Consider the following 20,058-nt stretch of genomic DNA (forward strand, 5'->3'; position numbering starts at 1 on the left):
AGCTCCTGCCTCACAGTGCCGGTGGGGTGAACGTGCCGACGGCGCTCTCCAGCGCGGCGGCGACCCGGTACATGCGGTCGTCGGCCATCGTCGGGGCCATGATCTGGAAGCCGACCGGCAGCCCGTCGGAGAGCCCGCACGGCACCGAGATGCCCGGCCCGCCGTACAGGTTCGTCGGGATGGTGAACAGGTCGGCCAGGTACATCTGGTAGGGGTCGGCGGTGCGCGCGCCGAGCGGGAACGCCACGAACGGGGTGGTCGGCGAGATCAGCGCGTCGACCTGCTCGAACGCGGCGGTGAAGTCCCGCGTGATCAGCGTACGGACCTTCTGCGCCTGCCCGTAGTAGGCGTCGTAGTAGCCCGACGAGAGCGCGTAGGTGCCGATCATGATGCGGCGCTTGACCTCGGCGCCGAAGCCGGCCTCCCGGGTCAGCGACATGACCTCCTCCAGCGACCGGTTGCCGTCGTCGCCGACCCGCAGGCCGAACCGGACGCCGTCGAACCGGGCCAGGTTGGAGGAGGCCTCGCTCGGGGCGATCAGGTAGTACGCCGGCAGCGCGTACCGGAAGTGCGGGCAGGACACCTCGACGATCTCGGCGCCCAGCTTGGTCAGCGCGTCGACCGACTCGCGGAACGCCGCCATCACGCCCGGCTCGGCGCCCTCGCCGACGAACTCGCTGACGATGCCGAGCTTCACGCCGGTCAGGTCGCCGGTCGCGCCGAGCCTGGCGGCCGCCACCACGTCCGGCACGGGCTGCGGGATCGAGGTGGAGTCGCGCGGGTCGTGCCCGCCGATCACCTCGTGCAGCAGCGCCGCGTCCAGCACGTTGCGGGCGCACGGGCCGGGAGTGTCCAGGGAGGAGGAGAACGCCACCAGGCCGTAGCGGGAGGTGCCGCCGTAGGTGGGCTTCGCGCCGACGGTGCCGGTGACGGCGCCGGGCTGGCGGATCGAGCCGCCGGTGTCGGAGCCGATCGCCAGCGGCGCCTCGTACGCGGCCAGCGCCGCCGCGCTGCCGCCGCCCGAGCCGCCCGGGATGCGGCTGAGGTCCCACGGGTTGTGCGTCGGCCCGTACGCCGAGTACTCCGTCGAGGAGCCCATCGCGAACTCGTCCATGTTGGTCTTGCCGAGCATCACCGTGCCGGCGGCGCGCAGGCGCTGCACGATCGTCGAGTCGTACGGCGGGCGCCAGCCCTCCAGGATCTTCGACCCGACGGTGGTCGGCACGCCCTTGGTGGTCAGCACGTCCTTCACGGCGACCGGCACGCCGGCCAGCGGGCCCAGTTCCTCGCCGGCGGCGCGGCGGGCGTCGACGTCGGCGGCGGCGGCGAGCGCGCCCTCGGAGTCGACGTGCAGGAACGCGTTCACCCGGTCTTCGACGGCGCCGATGCGGTCCAGGTGCGCCCGGGTGACCTCGACGGCGGAGGTCTCACCGCTGGCGACGAGCCCCGCGATCTCCGTCGCGGTCAGTCTGGTCAGATCGGTCATGACGCCGCCTCGCTTCGCTCACCGGCGCCCTGACCGACGAACCCGCCGAGCCTGATGATTCGCTCGCTGCGCTCGCTCATGACGCCACATCCTCGTCCAGAATCCGCGGTACGCGGAACCGCTGCTGCTCGGCGTCGGGCGCGCCCGACAGCGCCTCCTGCGGGGTCAGCCCGGGCACCACGACGTCCTCGCGCAGGACGTTGGTCAGCGGCACCGAGTGCGACGTCGGCGGGATGTCCGCCGCGGCGACCTCGCCGACCTGCGCGACCGCCTGGAGGATCACGTCGAGCTGGCCGGCGAAGGTGTCCAGCTCCTCCTCCGTTACGGCGAGCCGCGACAGTCGCGCCAGGTGCGCGACCTCCTCGCGGGAGATGGCGGCCATCGGTGCCCCCTTCGTGACGGTGCTTGCGGGTCGGACCGGGTGTCGGCCGCGCGGCCGAGGTGCGTGACGCGCGGTGACCGGAGCGAGTCTATTGTTCCGCCCCGGCGGCGCGTCCCCGACTCCCCCTCCGGCGCGGCGGGCAGGGGTCCTCGTCCGCCGCCGCGCCGCGCGGGCGGTGGCCCGGGTGCCTCGACCGACGCGCCGTGCCACCGGTGTCCCGGGTGCGTCGGGTGGGCGGCTCAGCGGGCGTGTCGGCGGGGAATCTCGGTGTCGGGGCTGGGCGTAGGGCGAACGGGCCGGTAGCGGGCCAGCCAGCCGACGAGTTCCTCGGCCGGCATCGGCCGGGCGTAGAACCAGCCCTGCGCCGCGTCGCAGCCCGCCGCGTGGAGCATGCGCCAGGTGCGCTCGTCCTCGACGCCCTCGGCGACCACCCGCAGCCCGAGCGCCTTCGCCAGCTCGATGGTCGACTTGACGATCGCCGCGTCGTCGGCGTCGTCGGCCATCCCCAGCACGAAGGAGCGGTCCACCTTCACCTCGGACAGCGGCAGCCGCCGCAGGTGCTGGAGGGAGGAGTAGCCGGTGCCGAAGTCGTCCAGGGCGATGCCCACGCCGATGCGGTGCAGCCGGGTGATGGTGGCCAGCACGCGACGTGGGTCGGCCATCAGGGCGCCCTCGGTGATCTCCAGTTGCAGCCGCTGCGGCGGCACCCCGTAGCGGGCGAGCCGGTCGGCGATCTGGTCGGCGATCTCGCCGGTGTGCAGGTCACGCACGCTGACGTTGAGCGCCGCCGGCAGGTGCGTCCCGGCGGCCGACCACTTGGCGAGCTGTTCCACCACATCGTCCACCACCCGGCGGGTGAGCAGCCGCATCACCGCGCTCTGCTCGGCGACGCGAATCAGCTCCTCCGGGTCCACCATGCCCCGGCGGGGGTGCCGCCAGCGCAGCAGCGCCTCCACGCCGACCACCTCGCCGGTCGCGATGGCGACCTGCGGCTGGTAGTACATCGTGATCTCGCCGGCGTCGGCGGCCGGAGCGGCGTCGGGGTCCCGCCGGCCGGTCGCGTCGTGGCGGGGACCCCGCCGGCCCGCCGGGGTGCGGCCGCCGCCGGGCTCCCCCGCGCCGTCGTCGACGGGCGGGCCCTGCCGGCGTACGACGGCGGCGCCCTGCCCGCCGGGGTGCCCGGCGCCGTTGCGGCGGCCCGGACCGTCGCCTTGGTCGGGGCCGTCCACCGCGGCGGTCGCCGCCCGGCGGCGGATCGGGTCGGCGGCGGTGACGATCCGGTTGATCAGCTCGTCCCCGGGCGGCGGCCCGGACCGCTGCCGACGGCGGCGCAGCCGCCAGCGACCGGCTCCGGGGGTGAGGTCCGCGACGTCGGCGGAGAGCGTGGCCCCGTCGCCACCCCGGGTGGCGCCGGCCCGCCCGTCACCCGGCAGGCGGCCGCCCGGCGTCGGCCCGGCCGCGACGGCCACCGCCTGGTCGCCCGGGGCGCCGTCGGCGCCGACGTCCGCCGGTCCGGCCGCGACCTGCCCGGCGGGCGGGGCGGTCGCCGGACGGCCCGCCTCCAGCACCCGGCGCAGGTCGGCGAGCAGGCCGAGCCGCTCGGCGGAGTTGTGGTCGGACTCGGCCGCGTAGACCGCCACGGTGTCGTTGCGGTGCTTGGCGTCGTACATCGCCACGTCGGCGTGGCGCATCAGGGTCGCGAAGTCCTCGCCGTGCTCGGGGAAGAGCGCGATGCCGATCGAGCCGCCCACGTCGAGCGGCAACCCGTCCAGCGACACGGGTTCGGCCAGCGCCCGGACCACCCGGCCGGCCAGCTCACGGGCCTCGTCGGCGTCGGTCAGGCCGGTCGTCACGATGGCGAACTCGTCTCCGCCCAGCCGGGCGACCATGCCCTCACCGACCACGCCGGTCAGCCGGGCGCTCACCTCGACCAGCAGCCGGTCGCCGACCGCGTGCCCGAGCGCGTCGTTGACGTTCTTGAACCGGTCGAGGTCGATCAGGAGCAGCGCCAGCCGCGCGCCGGGCTCGCCGCGGGCCGCGCGTTCGGCGTGCACGTGCACCTGCTCGCCGACCTCGGCCAGCAGCGCCTTGCGGTTGGGCAGGCCGGTGAGCGGGTCCAGGGAGGCGAGTTGCTGCTGCTCGACGCTGAGCCGGGCCATCCGGTAGACGGCGAACAGCGGCACCAGCACCAGCGGGATCAGCGCGGCGCTGGCCCGCGCCGCCGTGACCAGCACCGGGGCGAGCAGCAGCAACGAGCCGGTGGAGAGCAGCTCGAAGCCCAGCCCCTGCCGCAGGCTGGGCCACCAGCGGTCGCCGAACCGCAACCGGACGGCCGCGCTGACCAGCGCGTAGTTGACGGCGAACCAGGCCGCCGTCGCGCCGCCCACCGCCAGCACGTCCGTGCCGCGCAGCCGGCCGCCGTCGAAGATGCTGCCGGGCCCCAGCGACGTGACCACGTACGCGGCGCCCAGGGCGGCCGCGTACTGGGCGGCGTTGAACGCCGTGCGCCACGGGGCGTGGCCCATCCGCCAGCCCGAGACGACGACGGCCACGGCCTGCACCAGCAGCGCCGGGCCGAAGCCCCAGCCGAGCAGGATGGCGAAGGTGAAGCAGGTGGACGGGAAGACCGCGGAGGTCTGCCGGCGCCCGGGCGGCACGAACGGGCGCGCGTCGCAGCCGACGGCCAGGGCCGCCATCACCCAGAACGCCACCGGCAGCCGCGGCAGCTCGGCCGGAAGGTCGAGCAGCGGGCGTACGCAGAGCACCGCGGCCAGCGCGACGACCGACCAGACGAAGGCGAAGAACGGGCGCGCCCGGCCAGGCGGAACGGAGTTGCGCGAGTCTGCGGCCTCCATCACACCTCCCGAGGGCTCGGTCCACGGGGCGTGACCCGGTCGCACGCCGTGCCACCAATGAAACGCCCTCCGTGTCGCAATGCCCGGCACGACAGTCGCGAATCGGTCGTAGTCGTAATTAAGTTGGTATCTCGACCTGCCCCGCCGGGTCCACGCGCGACGTGCCGCGCCCGCCGTCACTCCTCGACGCGGGCGACCTCCCGGGCGGCCTCCGGACCGGCGTCGAGCAGCACCCGGAAACCCCCCTCGTCCAGGACCGGCACCTTGAGGCTGGCCGCCTTGTCGGCCTTCGAGCCGGGGTTCTCCCCCACCACCACGAAGGACGTCTTCTTGGAGACCGACCCGCTGACCTTGCCGCCCCGGCTCTGGATCGCCTCGGACGCCTGGTCACGGCTGAACCCGGGCAGGGTGCCGGTGACCACGACGGTGAGCCCCTCCAGGGGGCGCGGCCCCTCGTCGACCGCCTCCTCGGCCATCCGCACGCCGGCCTCGCGCCACTTGCGGACCACCTCGCGGTGCCAGTCGACGGCGAACCACTCCCGGATGCTCGCCGCGATCGTCGGCCCCACGCCGTCGACCGAGGAGAGCTCCTCCTCGCTCGCCCGGTCGATCGCCTCGATGGAGCGGAAGTGCCGGGCGAGCGCCTGCGCGGCGGTGGGGCCCACGTGCCGGATGGACAGGCCCACCAGCACCCGCCACAGGTCGCGCTCGCGGGCCACGGCCAGGTTGTCGAGCAGCTTGGCGGCGTTGCTGCCGAGCGTGCCGTCCTTGTTGACGAAGAAGGGCGACCGGGCGAGCTGCTTCTCGTCCAGCGAGAACAGGTCGCCCTCGTCGGTGATGACCTGCGCGTCGAGCAGCGCCGCCGCGCCCTTGTAGCCGAGCGCCTCGATGTCGAACACCTTGCGGCCGGCCAGGTGGAAGACCCGCTCCCGCAGCTGACCGGGGCAGGTGCGGGAGTTGGGGCAGCGGATGTCGACGTCGCCCTCCTTCGCCGGCGCGAGCGGCGTGCCGCAGGCCGGGCAGGTGGTGGGCATGACGAACGGCCGGGCATCGGCGGGACGCAGGTCGACCACCGGGCCGAGCACCTCGGGGATCACGTCGCCGGCCTTGCGCAGCACCACGGTGTCGCCGATCAGGACGCCCTTGCGTTCGACCTCCCGGGCGTTGTGCAGGGTGGCGTACGCGACGGTGGAGCCGGCCACCTTGACCGGCTGGAGAACGGCGCGCGGCGTGACCCGGCCGGTGCGGCCGACCTCGACGTCGATGTCGAGCAGCTTCGTGTTCACCTCCTCCGGCGGGTACTTGAAGGCGATGGCCCAGCGCGGCGCCCGGCTGGTCGAGCCGAGCCGGCCCTGGATGGGGACCGGGTCGACCTTGACGACCACGCCGTCGATCTCGTGCTCGACGTCGTGGCGGTGCTCGGCGTAGTAGGCGATGTATTCGGCGACGCCGGCCAGGTCGGGCACCACCCGCCAGCGGTCACTGGTCGGCAGCCCCCACGCCCGCAGGGCCGCGTAGGACTCGGACTGCGCCACCGGCTGGAAGCCGCGGCGGGCGCCGATGCCGTGCACCACCAGGCGCAGCGGCCGGGAGGCGGTGACCCGCGGGTCCTTCTGGCGCAGGCTGCCGGCGGCGGCGTTGCGCGGGTTGGCGAACGGCGGCTTGCCCTGCTCGACCAGCCCGGCGTTGAGGTCGGCGAAGGCGGCCACCGGGAAGTAGATCTCGCCCCGGACCTCGACGAACTCGGGCACGTCGCCGAACTCGGCCGACGTGGCGAGCTGGCCCGGCACGTCGCGGATGCTGCGCACGTTGGCGGTGACGTCCTCGCCGGTGCGCCCGTCGCCCCGGGTCGCCGCCCGCACCAGCCGGCCGCGCTCGTAGGTCAGGTTGATGGCGAGCCCGTCGACCTTCAGCTCGCAGAGGTAGGGCACCGGGCCGCCCGCGTCGCGCTCGACCCGCTCGGCCCAGGCCGCCAGTTCCTCGTCGGCGAAGGCGTTGTCGAGGGAGAGCATCCGCTCGGCGTGGGCGACGGGGGTGAAGTCGGTGGAGAAGGTGCCGCCGACCCGCTGCGTCGGCGACTCGGGGGTGCGCAGCGCCGGGTACTGCTCCTCCAGCGCCTCCAGCTCGCGCAACTGCCGGTCGAACTCGGCGTCGGGGATGGTCGGCGCGTCCAGCACGTAGTAGCGGTACTGGTGTTCCGTCAGCTCCTGACTGAGCGTGGCGTGCCGTTCCCGGGCATCGGGGGTCGGCTCGGCGCCGGCGGCCGCCTCCTGTGCCGGAGTGACCTGCTGGGCGATGGCTTCCTCGGACACCGTGCGACCTCCCGTGATTCCGCTACCTCGGCACCGTATCGGTCCGGTGGGACAATCCGGCGGCCACCCGTCGCGCCCGGACGGCGTCGGGGCCCCGGCCGTGCGAGGATCGCCGGACGGCGGTGCCGCGCGGGCGGTCCGCACCGCCGTCGACGCCGCGGCCTGCGCGCCGCACCCACTGACCAGGCGGGGGTACGGATGCCGGAATGGCTGCTCTGGGCGGCGGGGATCGTGCTGGCCGTGGCCGCCGGCTGGGCGTGGAACGACCGGCGGGGCGACCGCGACGACGCCGGGCGACCGCCGAGGCGTCCGGGTGCCCGGCCCGGCCGCAGGACACCGCCGGGCGGCCCCGGACGGTCGAGCGCGCCGCCCCGGCCGCGCACCGCCGAGCGGGCCCCCGACGGGGCGCCGCGCCCGGGCGAGATCTGGTGGGCCGACGTCCCGTACGCCGACGGCACCGGCTCGAAGGTGCGGCCCTGCCTGGTGCTGCGCGCCGACGGCGGGGGCGCCGACGTCCTGAAGATCACCAGTCAGGACAAGAGCTCCCGGGACGACCACGTGCTCATCCCCACCCGCCGGTGGGACCCCGACGCCGACCACGACAGCTTCGTCGACCTGGCCGAGCCGGTGCACGTCGCGCTGGCCGACTTCGCCCGCCGCGCCGGCGACTGCGATCCCGCCCTGTGGCGTCGCATCCGCCGCCTCCCCCACCTGCCGGGTGCCTGACCCTCACCCCGGCCAGCCGGGTGCCTGACCCGACCCGCCTGTCGGGCACCCCAGCGGCGACGGCGTGGGCTCAGTCCCAGGCCCTGGCGAGGGCGGTGAGCTGGTCGGCGTACTCGATGCGGGCGGCCCAGGGCGCGGGCCAGGCCGCCATGCCCCGGGCCGTGCCGACGAAGGCGCCGGCCAGCGCGGCGATCGAGTCGGAGTCGCCGGCGGTGGTGGCGCCCCGGGCCAGCGCGGCCACCGGGTCGTCGGCGTGCCGGATCGCGCAGAACAGGGCCGTGGCCAGCGCCTCCTCGGCGATCCACCCCTCGCCGGTGTGCCGGCACGGGTCGCCGCCGTCGTCCGGGGCGGCGAGCGCGGCGTCGAGGCGGCCGAGGACGGCGAGGCACTCGTCCCAGCCCCGGGCGACGAAGTCCTCCGGGGTGTCCACCCCGGGGCGCTGCCAGAGGTCGCCGAGCCAGTCGGCGCGGTAGACCCGCCGCTGGTCGCGGGCCCGGTCGGCGAGCAGCCGGGGCAGCTCCGCCAGCGCCGCGCCGTCGCGCAGCAGTCGCACCGCGTACGCGGTCAGCTCGCTGGCGGCGAGGCCGGTCGGGTGGCCGTGGGTCAGCCCCGCCTGGAGCTGCGCCAGCCCGGCGAGGGTGTCGAGGTCGACGTCGACCAGGCCGACCGGGGTGACCCGCATGTTGGCCCCGCAGCCCTTCGAGCCGGCCACCGTCGCCTCCTGCCAGCGCATCCCGCGCTCCAGTTCGGCGCAGGCCCGCAGGCAGGTCATGCCCGGCGCCCGGTTGTTCTCCGGGCTGGCCGCCCAGTCCAGGAAACGCTTGCGCAGCAGCGGCTCGACCGCCTCCGGGGTCAGCGCCGGCGCGTCGTGCAGCGCCCAGCCGACCGCCAGCGCCATCTGCGTGTCGTCGGTCACCAGCGCCGGCTCGCCGGCGAGCTCGCGGGGCCCGGCCGGCCCGTAGCGGCGAACGATCTCGGCGACGGTCAGGAACTCGGTCGGCTTGCCCAACGCGTCACCGTAGGCGAGGCCGAAGAGGGAACCGGCGGCCCGCCGGAGCGAGGTGTCGATCATTCCGCGATCATGCCGCCCGCACGCAACCGGCACCACCCGGCGGGCGGTCCACCGCACCCGGCGGCGCCCGCGCGCTCCGGCGGCGGCGCAGGGATCGGCCCGGCCCGGCCGTGGTGCCGGCGGCCCGGCCCGGGCGCCGGCGACGCGTCGGCCAGCGTGGAGCGGACGCTCAGACGGAGAAGACCAGGCAGAAGGGGTGACCGGCCGGGTCGGCGTAGACCCGGAAGTCGTCGCCCTCGCCGGGCAGCCGCCGGGCACCGAGCGCCAGCACCCGCTGCTCGGCCGCGTCCACGTCCGCCACCTGCACGTCCAGGTGGAACTGCTGCGGGCGCTCCGGGTCGGGCCACGCCGGCGGGCGCAGGTCGGGCGCCGTCTGGAAGGCGAGGCGGTGACCCGAGCCGGCGATCACGACCCAGCCGTCGTCGCTGGCGTCGGCGTCGACGGGCAGGCCCAGCAGCTCCGAGTAGAACCCGGCCAGGGCCCGGGGATCGGGGCAGTCGATGACCACGGTGCGCAGTTGTCCGATCATGCCGGCCATCCTGCCCCGCCCGTACGACGGGAAACCTCAGTCCTCGGCGAGCCGCCGGCCCGCGTCCCGGCAGGCGGCGAGCACCGCGCGCGCGTACTGCCCGGTGGCGTTGGCGAGGCCGCAGGCGGGGGTCACCACGACCTGCTCGGCGAGCTGCCGGCGGGGGAACCCGAGGCGGTCCCAGAGCTGGCGTACGCGATCGGCGACCTGCGCCGAGGTCGGCGCGCGACCGGCGGACGACGGCGTGGTGGGGACGGCGCCGGCCAGCAGCCCGAGCCCCGCGTCGATCGCCTCGCCCAGCGGATCCAGGTCGGTGACCAGGCCGAGGTCGAGGGCGACGCCGATGGCGCCCGTCGAGCGGATCAGCTCCAGCGGCACGTCCGGCGCGCAGCAGTGCACCACGGTCGGCACCCCGGCCGCCTCGACGACCGTGCGCAGCAGCGACGCGGCGGCGCTCGGATCGACGGCCCGGTACGCGCCGAGCCCGCTCTCGGTGGGCACCCGCCCGGCGAGCACCGTCGGCAACGACGGCTCGTCGAGCTGGAGCAGCACGGTGGCGCGCGGCATTCGGCGGGCGACCGCCGCGACGTGCCCGCGCAGCCCCTCCGCGAGCGAGTTCGTGAGATCCCGGACGGCGCCGGGGTCGCGCAGCATCCGGCCGCCGATCGGCAGCTCCAGGGACGCGGCCAGGGTCAGCGGACCACCTACCTGGATCTTGACCGGCCCCGCGTACTCCTCCGCCTGCTCGGCGAGCTGGTCGAGGTCGCGTTCCATCAGGTCGCGGGCGCGGCGCACGTCCCGCCCCGGGCGCGGCGCGATCCGCCAGCGGGCGGCGTACAGCTCCACCGGCAGCTCGACCAGCAGGCCGGCGGTCCGGCCGATCAGGTCGGCGCCGGGGCCCCGCGCCGGCAGCTCCGGCAGGTGGGGCAGGCCGGGAAGCTCACCAAGGACGATCCGCTGCGCCTCGGCGATGTCGGTGCCGGGAAGCGAACCGATGCCGGTCGCCGCGCCGGCCGGCCAGGGCCACACCTGATCTGTCACGGCCGAAGACTATCCGGTACGCGGACGCCCGCCACCCGGCCGCCGGGGCACCGGACCGGGGTGCCCGGCCGGAGGCACGCTCCCGGTCGGGCGTCAGCCGGCGATGGTGGCGGAGCCGAGCACGACGTCGCCGGCCGGGTCCGGCCGGTACGCCACGATCGCCTGGCCGGCGGCGACCCCCCGCACGGGGCGGCGCAGCTCGGCGCGCAGACCGTCGGCGGTCAGCTCGACCGTCGCCGGCACCACGTCCCCGTGCGCCCGCAACTGCACCTCGCACTCCAGCGGCGCGTCGGGGCGCGGGCCGCCCGTCCACACGGGGCGCTCCGCGCACACCCGGGAGACCTCCAGCGCCTCGGCCGGGCCGACCGTCACGGTGTTGGTCTTCGGCGTGATGGACAGCACGTACCGCGGCCGGCCGTCCGGCGCCGGCCGGTCCAGGTGCAGCCCGCGCCGCTGCCCGACCGTGTACGCGTACGCGCCGCTGTGGCTGCCCACCACGGCGCCGGTGGCGGCGTCCACCACCTCGCCGGGCGCCTCGCCGAGACGCTCGGCGAGGAAGCCGCGGGTGTCCCCGTCGGCGATGAAGCAGATGTCGTGGGAGTCCGGCTTGTCGGCCACCGCCAGCCCGCGCCGGGCCGCCTCCTCGCGCACCTGCGCCTTCGTCGAGTCGCCGAGCGGGAACACCGACCGGTCCAGCTGCTCGCGGGTGAGCACCGCCAGCACGTACGACTGGTCCTTGGGCAGGTCGACGCTGCGACGCAGCAGGCCGTCCACGCCGAGCCGGGCGTGGTGGCCGGTGACCACGGCGTCGAAGCCCAGGGCCACGGCCCGATCCAGCACCGCGGCGAACTTGATCTTCTCGTTGCAGCGCAGGCAGGGGTTGGGCGTACGGCCGGCCGCGTACTCGGCGACAAAGTCGTCCACCACGTCGGAGTGGAAGCGGTCGGCCATGTCCCAGACGTAGAACGGGATGCCGATGACGTCGGCGGCCCGCCGGGCGTCCCGGGAGTCCTCCAGGGTGCAGCAGCCGCGCGCACCGGTGCGGTAGGTCTGCGGGTTGCGGGCCAGCGCCAGGTGCACGCCGGTCACGTCGTGCCCCGCCTCGACGGCCCGCGCCGCCGCGACCGCCGAGTCCACCCCGCCCGACATCGCCGCCAAGACCCTCACCGGCTCACTCCCTTCACCCCACCGACCCTATCCCCATCCCCGACCCGTCCAGCCACCGGCGATCGAGCAGTCGTGGCGGGGCACGAATGCCGCCGGAGACCACGCTCCGGGCGCCACGACCGCATGGATCGACCGCCTCGCGGCGAGGTCAGCGGGGCGTGCGGAGGGCGGCGGCGCGGCGGGCGCGGTCGACGGCGGCCGGGAGGGCGGCGATCAGCGCGTCCACGTCGGCCGCCGTACTGGTGTGGCCGAGGGTGAAGCGCAGTGAGGAGCGGGCGCGGTCGTCGTCGGCGCCCATGGCGATCAGCACGTGCGACGGCTGGGCCACCCCGGCGGAGCAGGCGGAACCCGTCGAGCAGGCGATGCCCCGCGCGTCCAGCAGGAGCAGCAGGGCGTCGCCCTCGCAGCCGGGGAAGGAGAAGTGCGCGTTGCCCGGCAGCCGGTCGGTCGGGTCGCCGTTGAAGACCACCTCGGGCACCGCGTGCCGGACCCGCTCCACCAGGTCGTCGCGGAGCGCGGCGACGCGGGCCGCGTACTCCTGCTGGCCCTTGACCGCCGCCTCCACGGCGACCGCGAAGGCCACGATGCCGGCGGTGTCGAGGGTGCCGGAGCGTACGTCGCGTTCCTGGCCGCCGCCGTGCAGCAGCGGGGTGGCCGACACGTCGCGGGCCAGCAGCAGGGCGCCCACCCCGGTGGGCCCGCCGAGCTTGTGCCCGGTGACGGTCAGCGCGGCGACCCCGGCGGCGGCGAAGTCGACCGGCACCTGCCCGACCGCCTGGATGGCGTCGGTGTGGAACGGCACCCCGTGCTCGGCGGCGACGGCGGCCAGCTCGGCGACCGGCTGCACGGTGCCGACCTCGTTGTTGGCCCACATCGCGGTCACCACGGCGACCCGGTCGCCGTGCGCGGCCAGCTCGGCGCGCAGCTCGTCGGGGCTGAGCCGGCCGGCGGCGTCGACGGTGAGCCAGCCCACGCCGGCGTCCTCGTGCTCGACGAGCCAGTCCACCGCGTCGAGCACGGCGTGGTGCTCGACGGCGCTGGAGACCACCCGGTCGCGCCGCGCGTCGGCGGCGCGGCGGGACCAGAAGATGCCCTTCACCGCGAGGTTGTCGCTCTCGGTGCCGCCGCCGGTGAAGACGACCTCGGAGGGGCGGGCGCCCAGCGCGGCGGCCACCCGTTCCCGCGACTCCTCCACCCGTCGCCGGGCACGGCGGCCCGCCGCGTGCAGTGAGGACGCGTTGCCGACCTCGCGGGCGGTGGCGACGTACGCCTCCAGTGCCTCGTCGAGCATCGGAGTGGTCGCCGCGTGATCCAGGTAAGCCATCGCCGTTCAGCCTACGACCGGTTCGTGGCGGCCCGGATGCCGGAGGGCCCCGTGCGACGGCCACGGATGCCGGCACCGGGCGGGGAGTGCGGTCCTCCCCGCCCGGTGCCGGGCCTGCCCGGTGCGCGGCCCGGCCGTGTCGGAGGCACCGCCGTGCGACCTGTCAGGCGGGCACCGCCGTGACGACGATGTTGTCGCGGTACTTGCGGGCCTTCGCGTCGAACGGCCCACCGCAGGTGATCAGGGTCAGCCGTGGCTTGCCGTCGCGGGCGAAGTACCGGTCCAGCGGGATCCTGGTCTTGTCGTACTCCTCCCGGGCGACGACCCGGTACCGCCGGGCCTCGCCGTCGCTGCCGGTCGCGGTGAGGGTGTCGCCCTCGTCGAGCTCGCGCAGGCGGTAGAAGGCGCCCTTGCCCTGCGTGGCGCTGTCCACGTGGCCGGCGACGACCACCGAGCCGGCGTCGGTCTCCAGGCCCGGCCCGTACCGGTACCAGCCGATCTGGTCGACGCTGGGCGGCACCTCGAACTCGTTGGTGCGCGCGTTGATGCCGACCGCGTTCACCGTGGCGGTGACGTCGATCGCGGGGATCTCCAGCCGTACCGGCGGGACGACCCTCGTACCGGCCGGCAGTTCCCCCGTGGTGACCGGGACCGAGGCGGCGTCGCCGGTGGTGACCGACGGGGCCGGCGTGGGGCTGGCCAGGGCCGCCGCCTCGTCGGCGCCGACGTCCTCGGCCGGCCGGGAGCCGCAGGCGACGAGGGTCGCGACGGTGAGCGCGGCGACGCCGGCGGCCATGGCCGCCAGCGCCGCGCGGTGACGCACCGTCACCTGCGACCGGTCCGGGCGGTGGCCACCCGCGCCCCGCCGCCGATCAACAGCAGCGCGCCTGCGCCGGTCAGCACGTACCACCAGGTGTCCACGCCGGTGCCGGCCTGGCCGCCGTCGCCGCTGGGCACCCCGGCCGGGGCCGAGTGCAGGCCGGTGATGGTCTGCGCCACGACGCCGAGGTTCTTCGCGTCGGCCGAGCCGATCGCGTACACGATCGTCGCGGTGCCCTCCTTGAGGTCGAGGTCCGCCGGCCCGATCGCCACGGTGTCGGTGCCGGCGAGCACCACGTCGGCCTTGACGGCACCCGCGTCGACGTCGCCCTTGGCCTCGTTCGGGTTGGTGAGGTCCTCGAAGACCGGGGTGCCGCCGGCGCGCACGTCCACCGCCGGCGCGGCCGCGGTGTGCCGGACGATCAGCCGGGCCTTGCCGGCGGCGACCTTGCCGGTGTCGTTGACGAACGGCGTGATCTTCGGCTTGCCGGCCGCGTCGAGGTGGGCGGCGATGCTGATGTTGGCGCCGCCCGGCACCGCGGCGTCGTCGACGCTGAGGATGGCCTGGGCGATCGGCTCGCCGGGCTTGGTGAGGGCGATGTCGTACGCGCCCTCCTCCAGGTTCAGCGGGCCGGCCACGTCGCCGGGCTTGAAGTTGTCCAGCGTCTTCTCGCCGTTGACGTACACGTCGACCGGGGTGTCCGGGATGCCGTGCACGACGGAGACCTTGGACGAGGCGGCGTACGCGGGGGTGGCGGTGAGGGCGCCGGCTCCGGCGAACGTCAGCGCGGCGACCGCGCCGCCCGCGGCGACCCGACGGAAGTACGAGAGCTGCATGTCTGCCTCCTGGTAGTTAATGCTGATTCGTCAGGCCTGGTGTGCAAAACGAGTTACGCCCGGCCCACCGCCGCCGGATGCGCCCGGGAGCAACTTCTTTTCGTCCGCCGGATCCGCATCCACCGGCCGCCTCCGGAGCGAAGAGCTACCGACACCAGACCGACCGGAAAGGTGGGGCGATGACTGTGGGAGTTACAGTCGGGCATGCCCCCTGGAAGGCGAGCCGCCCTGTGACAGCGGCACGGCAGGAGCCGGACCCACCCGAGGACGACCTGGCCACGCGTTTCCGCGCGGGCGACGAACTGGCGCTCCGGCAGGCGTACGACCGGTACGGCCGGGCCGTCCTGCACCTGGCCACCAGCACCCTGGCCAACCGCAGCGACGCCGAGGACGTGACCCAGACCACCTTCGTCGCCGCCTGGCTGGCGCGGGACACCTTCGACCCCGGCAAGGGCTCGCTGGTCGGCTGGCTGCTCGGCATCGCCCGCCGCAAGGTGATCGACCGGCTGCGGGCCTCGGCCCGCGAGACCCGGGTGGTCGAGACGGTCCGGCAACTGCCGGAGCCGGCGCGTCCGGGGCCGGATCCGGACACCGTGGTCGACCGGCTGGTGGTCGCCGACGAGCTGGCCCGACTGCCCGACGACCAGCGGCGCATGCTGGAGTTGGCGTTCTTCGACGACCTCACCCACCAGCAGATAGCGACGGTGACCGGGGTGCCCCTCGGCACGGTCAAGAGCCACATCCGCCGCGGCATGGCGAGCTTGAAACGCAGATGGGAGGTGGACGGTGCCGCACCTGGACCACGACCGGCTGGTCTTCCTGGCGCTCGGTGAGACCGAGGCGGACGCCACGGAGACCACCCACCTCGACACCTGCGCGCCCTGCCGGGCCGAGATGGACACCCTCCAACACGTCGCCGGCCTCGGCGCCGACGCCCAGGGCCTGCACGACCTGCCCGATCCGCCGGAGCACGTCTGGCAGGGCATCGTCGCGGAGATCCGCGCGGCGGAGGCCCTGCCGGCGCTGCCCGGGCCCCGCGCCGAGCGGTCCGCCGACGAGCGCCCCCCGACCGACCGGCCGGGCGACGCCGACGGGGCGGGCGGCGTGGTCCTCGCCCCGGCCCGGCGGCGGGGCCGGTGGTCGCGCTGGGCCACGACCGCCGCGACCGCGACGGCCGCCGCCGTGGTCGGCGTCGTCGGCACCCTCGTCGCGATCGACGGGAGCGGGCCGGCGCCGGAGCCCGCCCCACCGCAGGTGGTGCTGGCCAGCGCGCCCCTGGAGGCGTACGGCGAGACGCCGCCGGACGCCAGCGGCGAGGCCCGGGTGTTCGACAACGGCCGACTGCACCTGCACCTGGCGAATCTCCCGGACGTCCCGGGGTACTACGAGGTATGGCTCATCAACCCGCGGAACATGGAGATGTTCTCGGTCGGTGTGCTCGGCGACGCGACGGACGAACTGCTGCCGCTGCCACCGAACGTGGACCTTGAGGCATACTCGGTTGTCGACGTCTCCGCCGAGGCGTACGACAACAACACCGCCCACTCCGGCAAGAGCCTGTTGAGGGGCACTCTGACGGGCTGATCGGCGGGCCGGCTCAGCTCCCCGGCCCGCCGATCAGCTCCCATCGCGGCCCGGCCGCCACCTCCGCAGGTCAGCCGAGGCGGCGGCCGAACCGGCCGAACCGCTTGTCGAGCGCGACGACGGCCGAAGCCACGACGGCGATGCCCAGGATCCGCAGCCACGCCTGCCCGTCGATGGGCGCCGTACGGAACAGGTCGTTCATCACCGGCAGGTAGGTCAGGGCGAGCTGGCCGAGGGCCTGCACGAGCACCCCGGCGATCAGCCAGCGGTTGCTGAACAGGCCCAGGCGCCACGGCGAGCGGGTCAGGGAGCGGCAGCTGAACAGGTAGAACGCCATCACGGTGACGAAGAGGTTCACCGCCGCGGTCCGCGCCTGCGCCAGGTCGGCCCCGCCGGCACGCTCCCACTCGAACAGCCACCAGGCGCCCACCACCAGCAGCGCGGAGACCAGCAGCACCCGGACCACCAGTGCGACGGTCAGCAGGGGCTGACCGGGATCGCGGGGCGGCCGGTCCATGATCCCGGGTTCCTTCGGCTCGAAGGCGAGCGTCAGGCCGAGGAACACCGCCGTGGTCATGTTGATCCAGAGGATCTGGCTCGGCAGGATCGGCAGCGCCGAGCCGAGCACGATGGCGACGAGGATGACCAGTCCCTCCGCCGTGTTGGTGGGCAGTGTCCAGGTGATGAACTTCGTCAGGTTGGCGAAGACGCCCCGCCCCTCCGAGACGGACGCCTCGATGGTCGCGAAGTCGTCGTCGATGAGCACGACGTCGGCGGCCTCCTTGGCCACCTCGGTGCCGCTGCGGCCCATCGCCACCCCGATGTTGGCCGCGCGCAGCGCGGGGGCGTCGTTGACCCCGTCGCCGGTCATCGCGACCACCTGGCCGTCGGCCTGCAACGCCTCCACCAGCCGCAGCTTCTGCTCGGGCGAGACCCGGGCGAACACCGACGCCCCCCGTACGGCCGCGGGCAGCTCCCCGGCGGGCAGCGCCGCCAGGTCGGCGCCGGTCAGCACGTCGCCCGGGCCGGGCTCGGCCCGCAGCAGCCCGATCCGGCGCGCGATGGCGGTGGCGGTGGCGAGGTGGTCCCCGGTGATCATCTTCACGTCGATCCCGGCGCGGTGGCAGGACGTCACGGCCGCCGCCGCGGCGGCCCGGGGCGGGTCGAGCATCGCGTGCAGCCCGGTGAAGACCAGCGTGCCGGCCAGTTCCTCCTCGACGAGCCCGTCCGTCGGGCCGACCGGCCGCATCGCGGTGGCGAGCACCCGCAGGCCCTCGCCGGCCAGCTCGTGGGCGGCGGCCAGCACGGCCGGGGCGTCGAGCGGTCCCGTCGAGCCGTCGGGGCGCAGGGCCGACCCGGACCATTCGACCACCCGCTCCACCGCCCCCTTGACGAGCACCACCCGCCCGCCCTCGGGACGCTCGTGCAGGGTCGCCATGAACTGCCGTTCCGAGGTGAACGGGACGGCGGCCACCCGGGGCAGCTCGGCGGCGACCTCGTGGGCGTGCAGCCCCACCTTGGCGCCCGCCACGAGCATCGCGCCCTCGGTGGGGTCGCCGAGCACGGCCCAGCGACCGTCCTGCTCGTCGAGGCGGGCGTCGTTGCAGCCCACGCCGGCAAGCAGTGACCAGCGCAGCGGGCCCTCCCCGGTCGGGGCCGGACCGCCCGCCGGGTCCCGGATCTCGCCGGTGGGCTCGTAGCCGGTCCCGCCGACCTCGTAGCGGCCCTGCGGGGTCCAGAGCACCTGGACGGTCATCTGGTTCTCGGTGAGGGTGCCGGTCTTGTCGGTGCAGATCACCGTGGTGCTGCCCAGCGTCTCCACCGCCGGCAGCCGCCGGATCACCGCCCGGCGGCGGGCCATCCGGGACACGCCGATCGCCAGGGTGATCGTCACGGCGGCGGGCAGCCCCTCCGGGATCGCGCCCACGGCGAGCGCCACGGCGGCGGTGAACGTCTCCCCGGCGTCCTGCCCCCGCACCAGGCCAATGCCGAAGGTCAGCGCTGCGAGGAGCAGGATCGCCACGGTGAGCAGCCGGCTGAACCGGGCGAGCTTCACCGTCAGCGGCGTGTCCAGCACCTGCGCGCCGCCGACCAGGCGGTGGATGCGGCCCAGCTCCGTCTCCGCCCCGGTGGCCACCGCGACGCCGACCGCCGTGCCGCCGGTGAGCAGGGTGCCGGAGTGCAGCAGGTTGCGGCGGTCGGCCACCGGCGCGTCGGCCGGCACCACCAGCTCGTCCTTGCGGACGGGCAGCGACTCGCCGGTCAGCGCCGACTCGTCGGCGCGCAGCTCGGCGGCGCGTACGAGCCGCAGGTCGGCGGGGACCTTCTCCCCCGCCTCCACGAGCACCACGTCCCCGGGGACCACGTCGTCGGACGGCACGTGGCGTTGCCGGCCGGCGCGCAGCACCCGGGCCTGCGTACGCACCATCGCCCGCAGCGCGTCGAGGGCCGCCTCCGCGCGGGACTCCTGGAGGAAGCCGACGACGGCGTTGACGAGCACCACCCCGAAGATCACCGCCGAGTCGACGTACTCGGCGAGCAGCAGGGTGACCACACCGGCGGCGACCAGCACGTAGATCAGCGGGTTGTGGAACTGCCGCAGCAGCCGGCGCAGCGCCCCGCCCTCGGCCGCGCTGGGCAGTACGTTGGGCCCGTACCGCTGGAGCCGCGCCGCCGCTTCCTCGTCGGTCAGCCCGTGCTCGGTGTCCGTGCCGAGCAGCAGCACGACCTCGGGCACGGCGAGCGCGTGGTGATCGCCCTCGGGCGTCCTGGCCGGCATCGGCACACTCCTGTTCGACACGGGGACGGCCGCGCTGGGCACTCCGGGTGGAGCGTCTCCATGGTCGCAGGCCGGCGCGGGGCCCCGCCGGTCGTTCCGGGGCGCCGCCTGCGGAAAAAGGCGCGGGCCGGGAACCGCGTCGCGGTTCCCGGCCCGCGCCCGGGCGGACGTCAGCTCACTTGCGCTTGCGGATCTCGTCCGCGGCCTGCGGGACGATCTTGAACAGGTCGCCCACCACGCCGAAGTCGGCCAGCTCGAAGATCGGCGCCTCGCCGTCCTTGTTGACCGCGACGATGGTCTTCGAGGTCTGCATGCCGGCCCGGTGCTGGATGGCGCCCGAGATGCCGAGAGCGACGTAGAGCTGCGGGGAGACCGTCTTGCCGGTCTGTCCCACCTGGAACTGGTGCGGGTAGTAGCCGGAGTCGACGGCCGCGCGGGACGCGCCCACGGCGCCGCCGAGCAGGTCGGCCAGCTCCTCGACCAGCTTGAAGTTGTCGGCGTTGCCGACGCCCCGACCGCCGGAGACGACCACGCCGGCCTCGGTGAGCTCCGGGCGGGAGCCCTTCTGCTCGGCCACCCGGTCGACGACCCTGGCCAGCTTGTCGGTGTCGGCGACCGCGACGGTGAGCTGCTCGACGGCCGGGCTGGCCGCCGCCGGGGTCGGGTTGACCGAGTTGGGCCGGACGGTGACCAGCGGCAGGCCGCGGGTGACCTTGGACTTGACGATGGTGGAGCCGGCGAAGGCCACCTGGGTGGCGGTGCCGTCGGCGGCCAGGCCCACCACGTCGGTCAGGATGCCGTTGTCCAGCTTGACGGCCAGCCGGGCGGCGATCTCCTTGCCCTCCTGGGAGGAGGCGAGCAGCACGGCGGCCGGCTGCACCCGCGAGACCAGCTCGGCCACCACGGTCGCCTTGGGGGCCACCAGGTAGCCGTCGATCTCCTCGCTCTCGGCCGCGTAGATCTTCTCCGCGCCGTACTCGCCCAGCTTGGCGCTCAGCGCCTCCGCGGCGCCGGGGCCGCCGAGCACGACCGCGCTCGGGGTGCCCAGCTCGCGGGCGAGGGTGAGCATCTCCAGGGTGACCTTCTTGACGCCGAATTCCCGGGTGGCTTCGACGACGACGAGAACCTCAGACATGTCCAGACCT

General features: G+C 75.1%; 16 protein-coding genes. 3 read left to right on the forward strand and 13 right to left on the reverse strand.

Annotated elements, in window-relative coordinates; translation table 11 throughout:
• Positions 1-10: 10 nt before the first annotated feature.
• The 4 genes from gatA to ligA form a co-directional block, all read right to left on the reverse strand.
• Positions 11-1,486, reverse strand: coding sequence for an Asp-tRNA(Asn)/Glu-tRNA(Gln) amidotransferase subunit GatA (gene gatA / locus ACTMS2_RS11895; protein ID WP_441175427.1), 1,476 nt, complete (start codon positions 1,484-1,486; stop codon positions 11-13).
• A 76-nt stretch (positions 1,487-1,562) separates the two neighbouring features.
• Entirely contained in the window at positions 1,563-1,868 is a 306-nt protein-coding gene (gene gatC / locus ACTMS2_RS11900) for an Asp-tRNA(Asn)/Glu-tRNA(Gln) amidotransferase subunit GatC (RefSeq protein WP_089001642.1), read from the reverse strand.
• Between the two features lie 239 nt (positions 1,869-2,107).
• Positions 2,108-4,723 carry an EAL domain-containing protein gene (locus ACTMS2_RS11905; protein ID WP_441175428.1) on the reverse strand — a complete coding sequence of 872 codons (2,616 nt, stop codon included), beginning with the start codon at positions 4,721-4,723 and terminating at the stop codon, positions 2,108-2,110.
• 176 nt (positions 4,724-4,899) lie between these two features.
• Positions 4,900-7,035: an NAD-dependent DNA ligase LigA gene (gene ligA / locus ACTMS2_RS11910; protein ID WP_441175429.1), complete on the reverse strand. Its 2,136-nt coding sequence runs from the start codon at positions 7,033-7,035 to the stop codon at positions 4,900-4,902.
• Positions 7,036-7,233: 198 nt separating this feature from the next.
• On the opposite strand from ligA, the gene ACTMS2_RS11915 reads away from it, so the two are divergent.
• On the forward strand, positions 7,234-7,761 hold the full coding sequence (locus ACTMS2_RS11915) for a type II toxin-antitoxin system PemK/MazF family toxin (RefSeq protein WP_441175430.1): 528 nt from the start codon (positions 7,234-7,236) through the stop codon (positions 7,759-7,761).
• A 70-nt stretch (positions 7,762-7,831) separates the two neighbouring features.
• On the opposite strand, the gene ACTMS2_RS11920 is transcribed toward ACTMS2_RS11915, so the two are convergent.
• From ACTMS2_RS11920 to ACTMS2_RS11950, 7 genes are all read right to left on the reverse strand, one after another.
• A complete protein-coding gene (locus ACTMS2_RS11920) occupies positions 7,832-8,833 on the reverse strand; it encodes an ADP-ribosylglycohydrolase family protein (RefSeq protein WP_441175431.1) in 1,002 nt (333 codons plus the stop codon).
• Between the two features lie 169 nt (positions 8,834-9,002).
• Positions 9,003-9,362, reverse strand: coding sequence for a VOC family protein (locus ACTMS2_RS11925; RefSeq protein WP_441175432.1), 360 nt, complete (start codon positions 9,360-9,362; stop codon positions 9,003-9,005).
• Between the two features lie 36 nt (positions 9,363-9,398).
• Positions 9,399-10,403, reverse strand: a complete 1,005-nt coding sequence (locus ACTMS2_RS11930) for a methionine synthase (protein ID WP_441175433.1) — start codon at positions 10,401-10,403, stop codon at positions 9,399-9,401.
• A 93-nt stretch (positions 10,404-10,496) separates the two neighbouring features.
• Positions 10,497-11,570 (reverse strand): tRNA 2-thiouridine(34) synthase MnmA, encoded by a 1,074-nt coding sequence (mnmA, locus tag ACTMS2_RS11935; RefSeq protein WP_441175434.1) that lies wholly within the window; start codon positions 11,568-11,570, stop codon positions 10,497-10,499.
• A 148-nt stretch (positions 11,571-11,718) separates the two neighbouring features.
• Entirely contained in the window at positions 11,719-12,894 is a 1,176-nt protein-coding gene (locus ACTMS2_RS11940; RefSeq protein WP_441175435.1) for a cysteine desulfurase family protein, read from the reverse strand.
• A gap of 163 nt (positions 12,895-13,057) precedes the next feature.
• Positions 13,058-13,723: a class F sortase gene (locus tag ACTMS2_RS11945; RefSeq protein ID WP_441175436.1), complete on the reverse strand. Its 666-nt coding sequence runs from the start codon at positions 13,721-13,723 to the stop codon at positions 13,058-13,060.
• Complete coding sequence (locus ACTMS2_RS11950) at positions 13,720-14,550, reverse strand: DUF4397 domain-containing protein (protein WP_101414491.1); 831 nt, start codon at positions 14,548-14,550, stop codon at positions 13,720-13,722. Before ACTMS2_RS11950 ends, ACTMS2_RS11945 begins: the two co-directional genes overlap by 4 nt.
• A 230-nt stretch (positions 14,551-14,780) precedes the next feature.
• Here ACTMS2_RS11950 and ACTMS2_RS11955 point away from each other — a divergent pair, with 230 nt between their 5' ends.
• Together ACTMS2_RS11955 and ACTMS2_RS11960 are read left to right on the forward strand one after the other, a co-directional pair.
• Positions 14,781-15,383: an RNA polymerase sigma factor gene (locus ACTMS2_RS11955; RefSeq protein WP_441175437.1), complete on the forward strand. Its 603-nt coding sequence runs from the start codon at positions 14,781-14,783 to the stop codon at positions 15,381-15,383.
• Positions 15,337-16,134 carry an anti-sigma factor gene (locus ACTMS2_RS11960; protein WP_441175438.1) on the forward strand — a complete coding sequence of 266 codons (798 nt, stop codon included), beginning with the start codon at positions 15,337-15,339 and terminating at the stop codon, positions 16,132-16,134. The genes ACTMS2_RS11955 and ACTMS2_RS11960 overlap by 47 nt, the downstream gene beginning before the upstream one ends.
• A gap of 70 nt (positions 16,135-16,204) precedes the next feature.
• Here the strand turns inward: ACTMS2_RS11960 and ACTMS2_RS11965 are convergent, their stop codons facing one another.
• Complete coding sequence (locus tag ACTMS2_RS11965) at positions 16,205-18,913, reverse strand: HAD-IC family P-type ATPase (protein ID WP_441175439.1); 2,709 nt, start codon at positions 18,911-18,913, stop codon at positions 16,205-16,207.
• A 175-nt stretch (positions 18,914-19,088) separates the two neighbouring features.
• Positions 19,089-20,048, reverse strand: a complete 960-nt coding sequence (locus ACTMS2_RS11970; RefSeq protein WP_441175440.1) for an electron transfer flavoprotein subunit alpha/FixB family protein — start codon at positions 20,046-20,048, stop codon at positions 19,089-19,091.
• Between the last annotated feature and the right edge of the window lie 10 nt (positions 20,049-20,058).

Origin of the sequence: Micromonospora sp. SD12 (assembly GCF_052068495.1) — a bacterium.
Lineage (GTDB): Bacteria > Actinomycetota > Actinomycetes > Mycobacteriales > Micromonosporaceae > Micromonospora > Micromonospora echinofusca.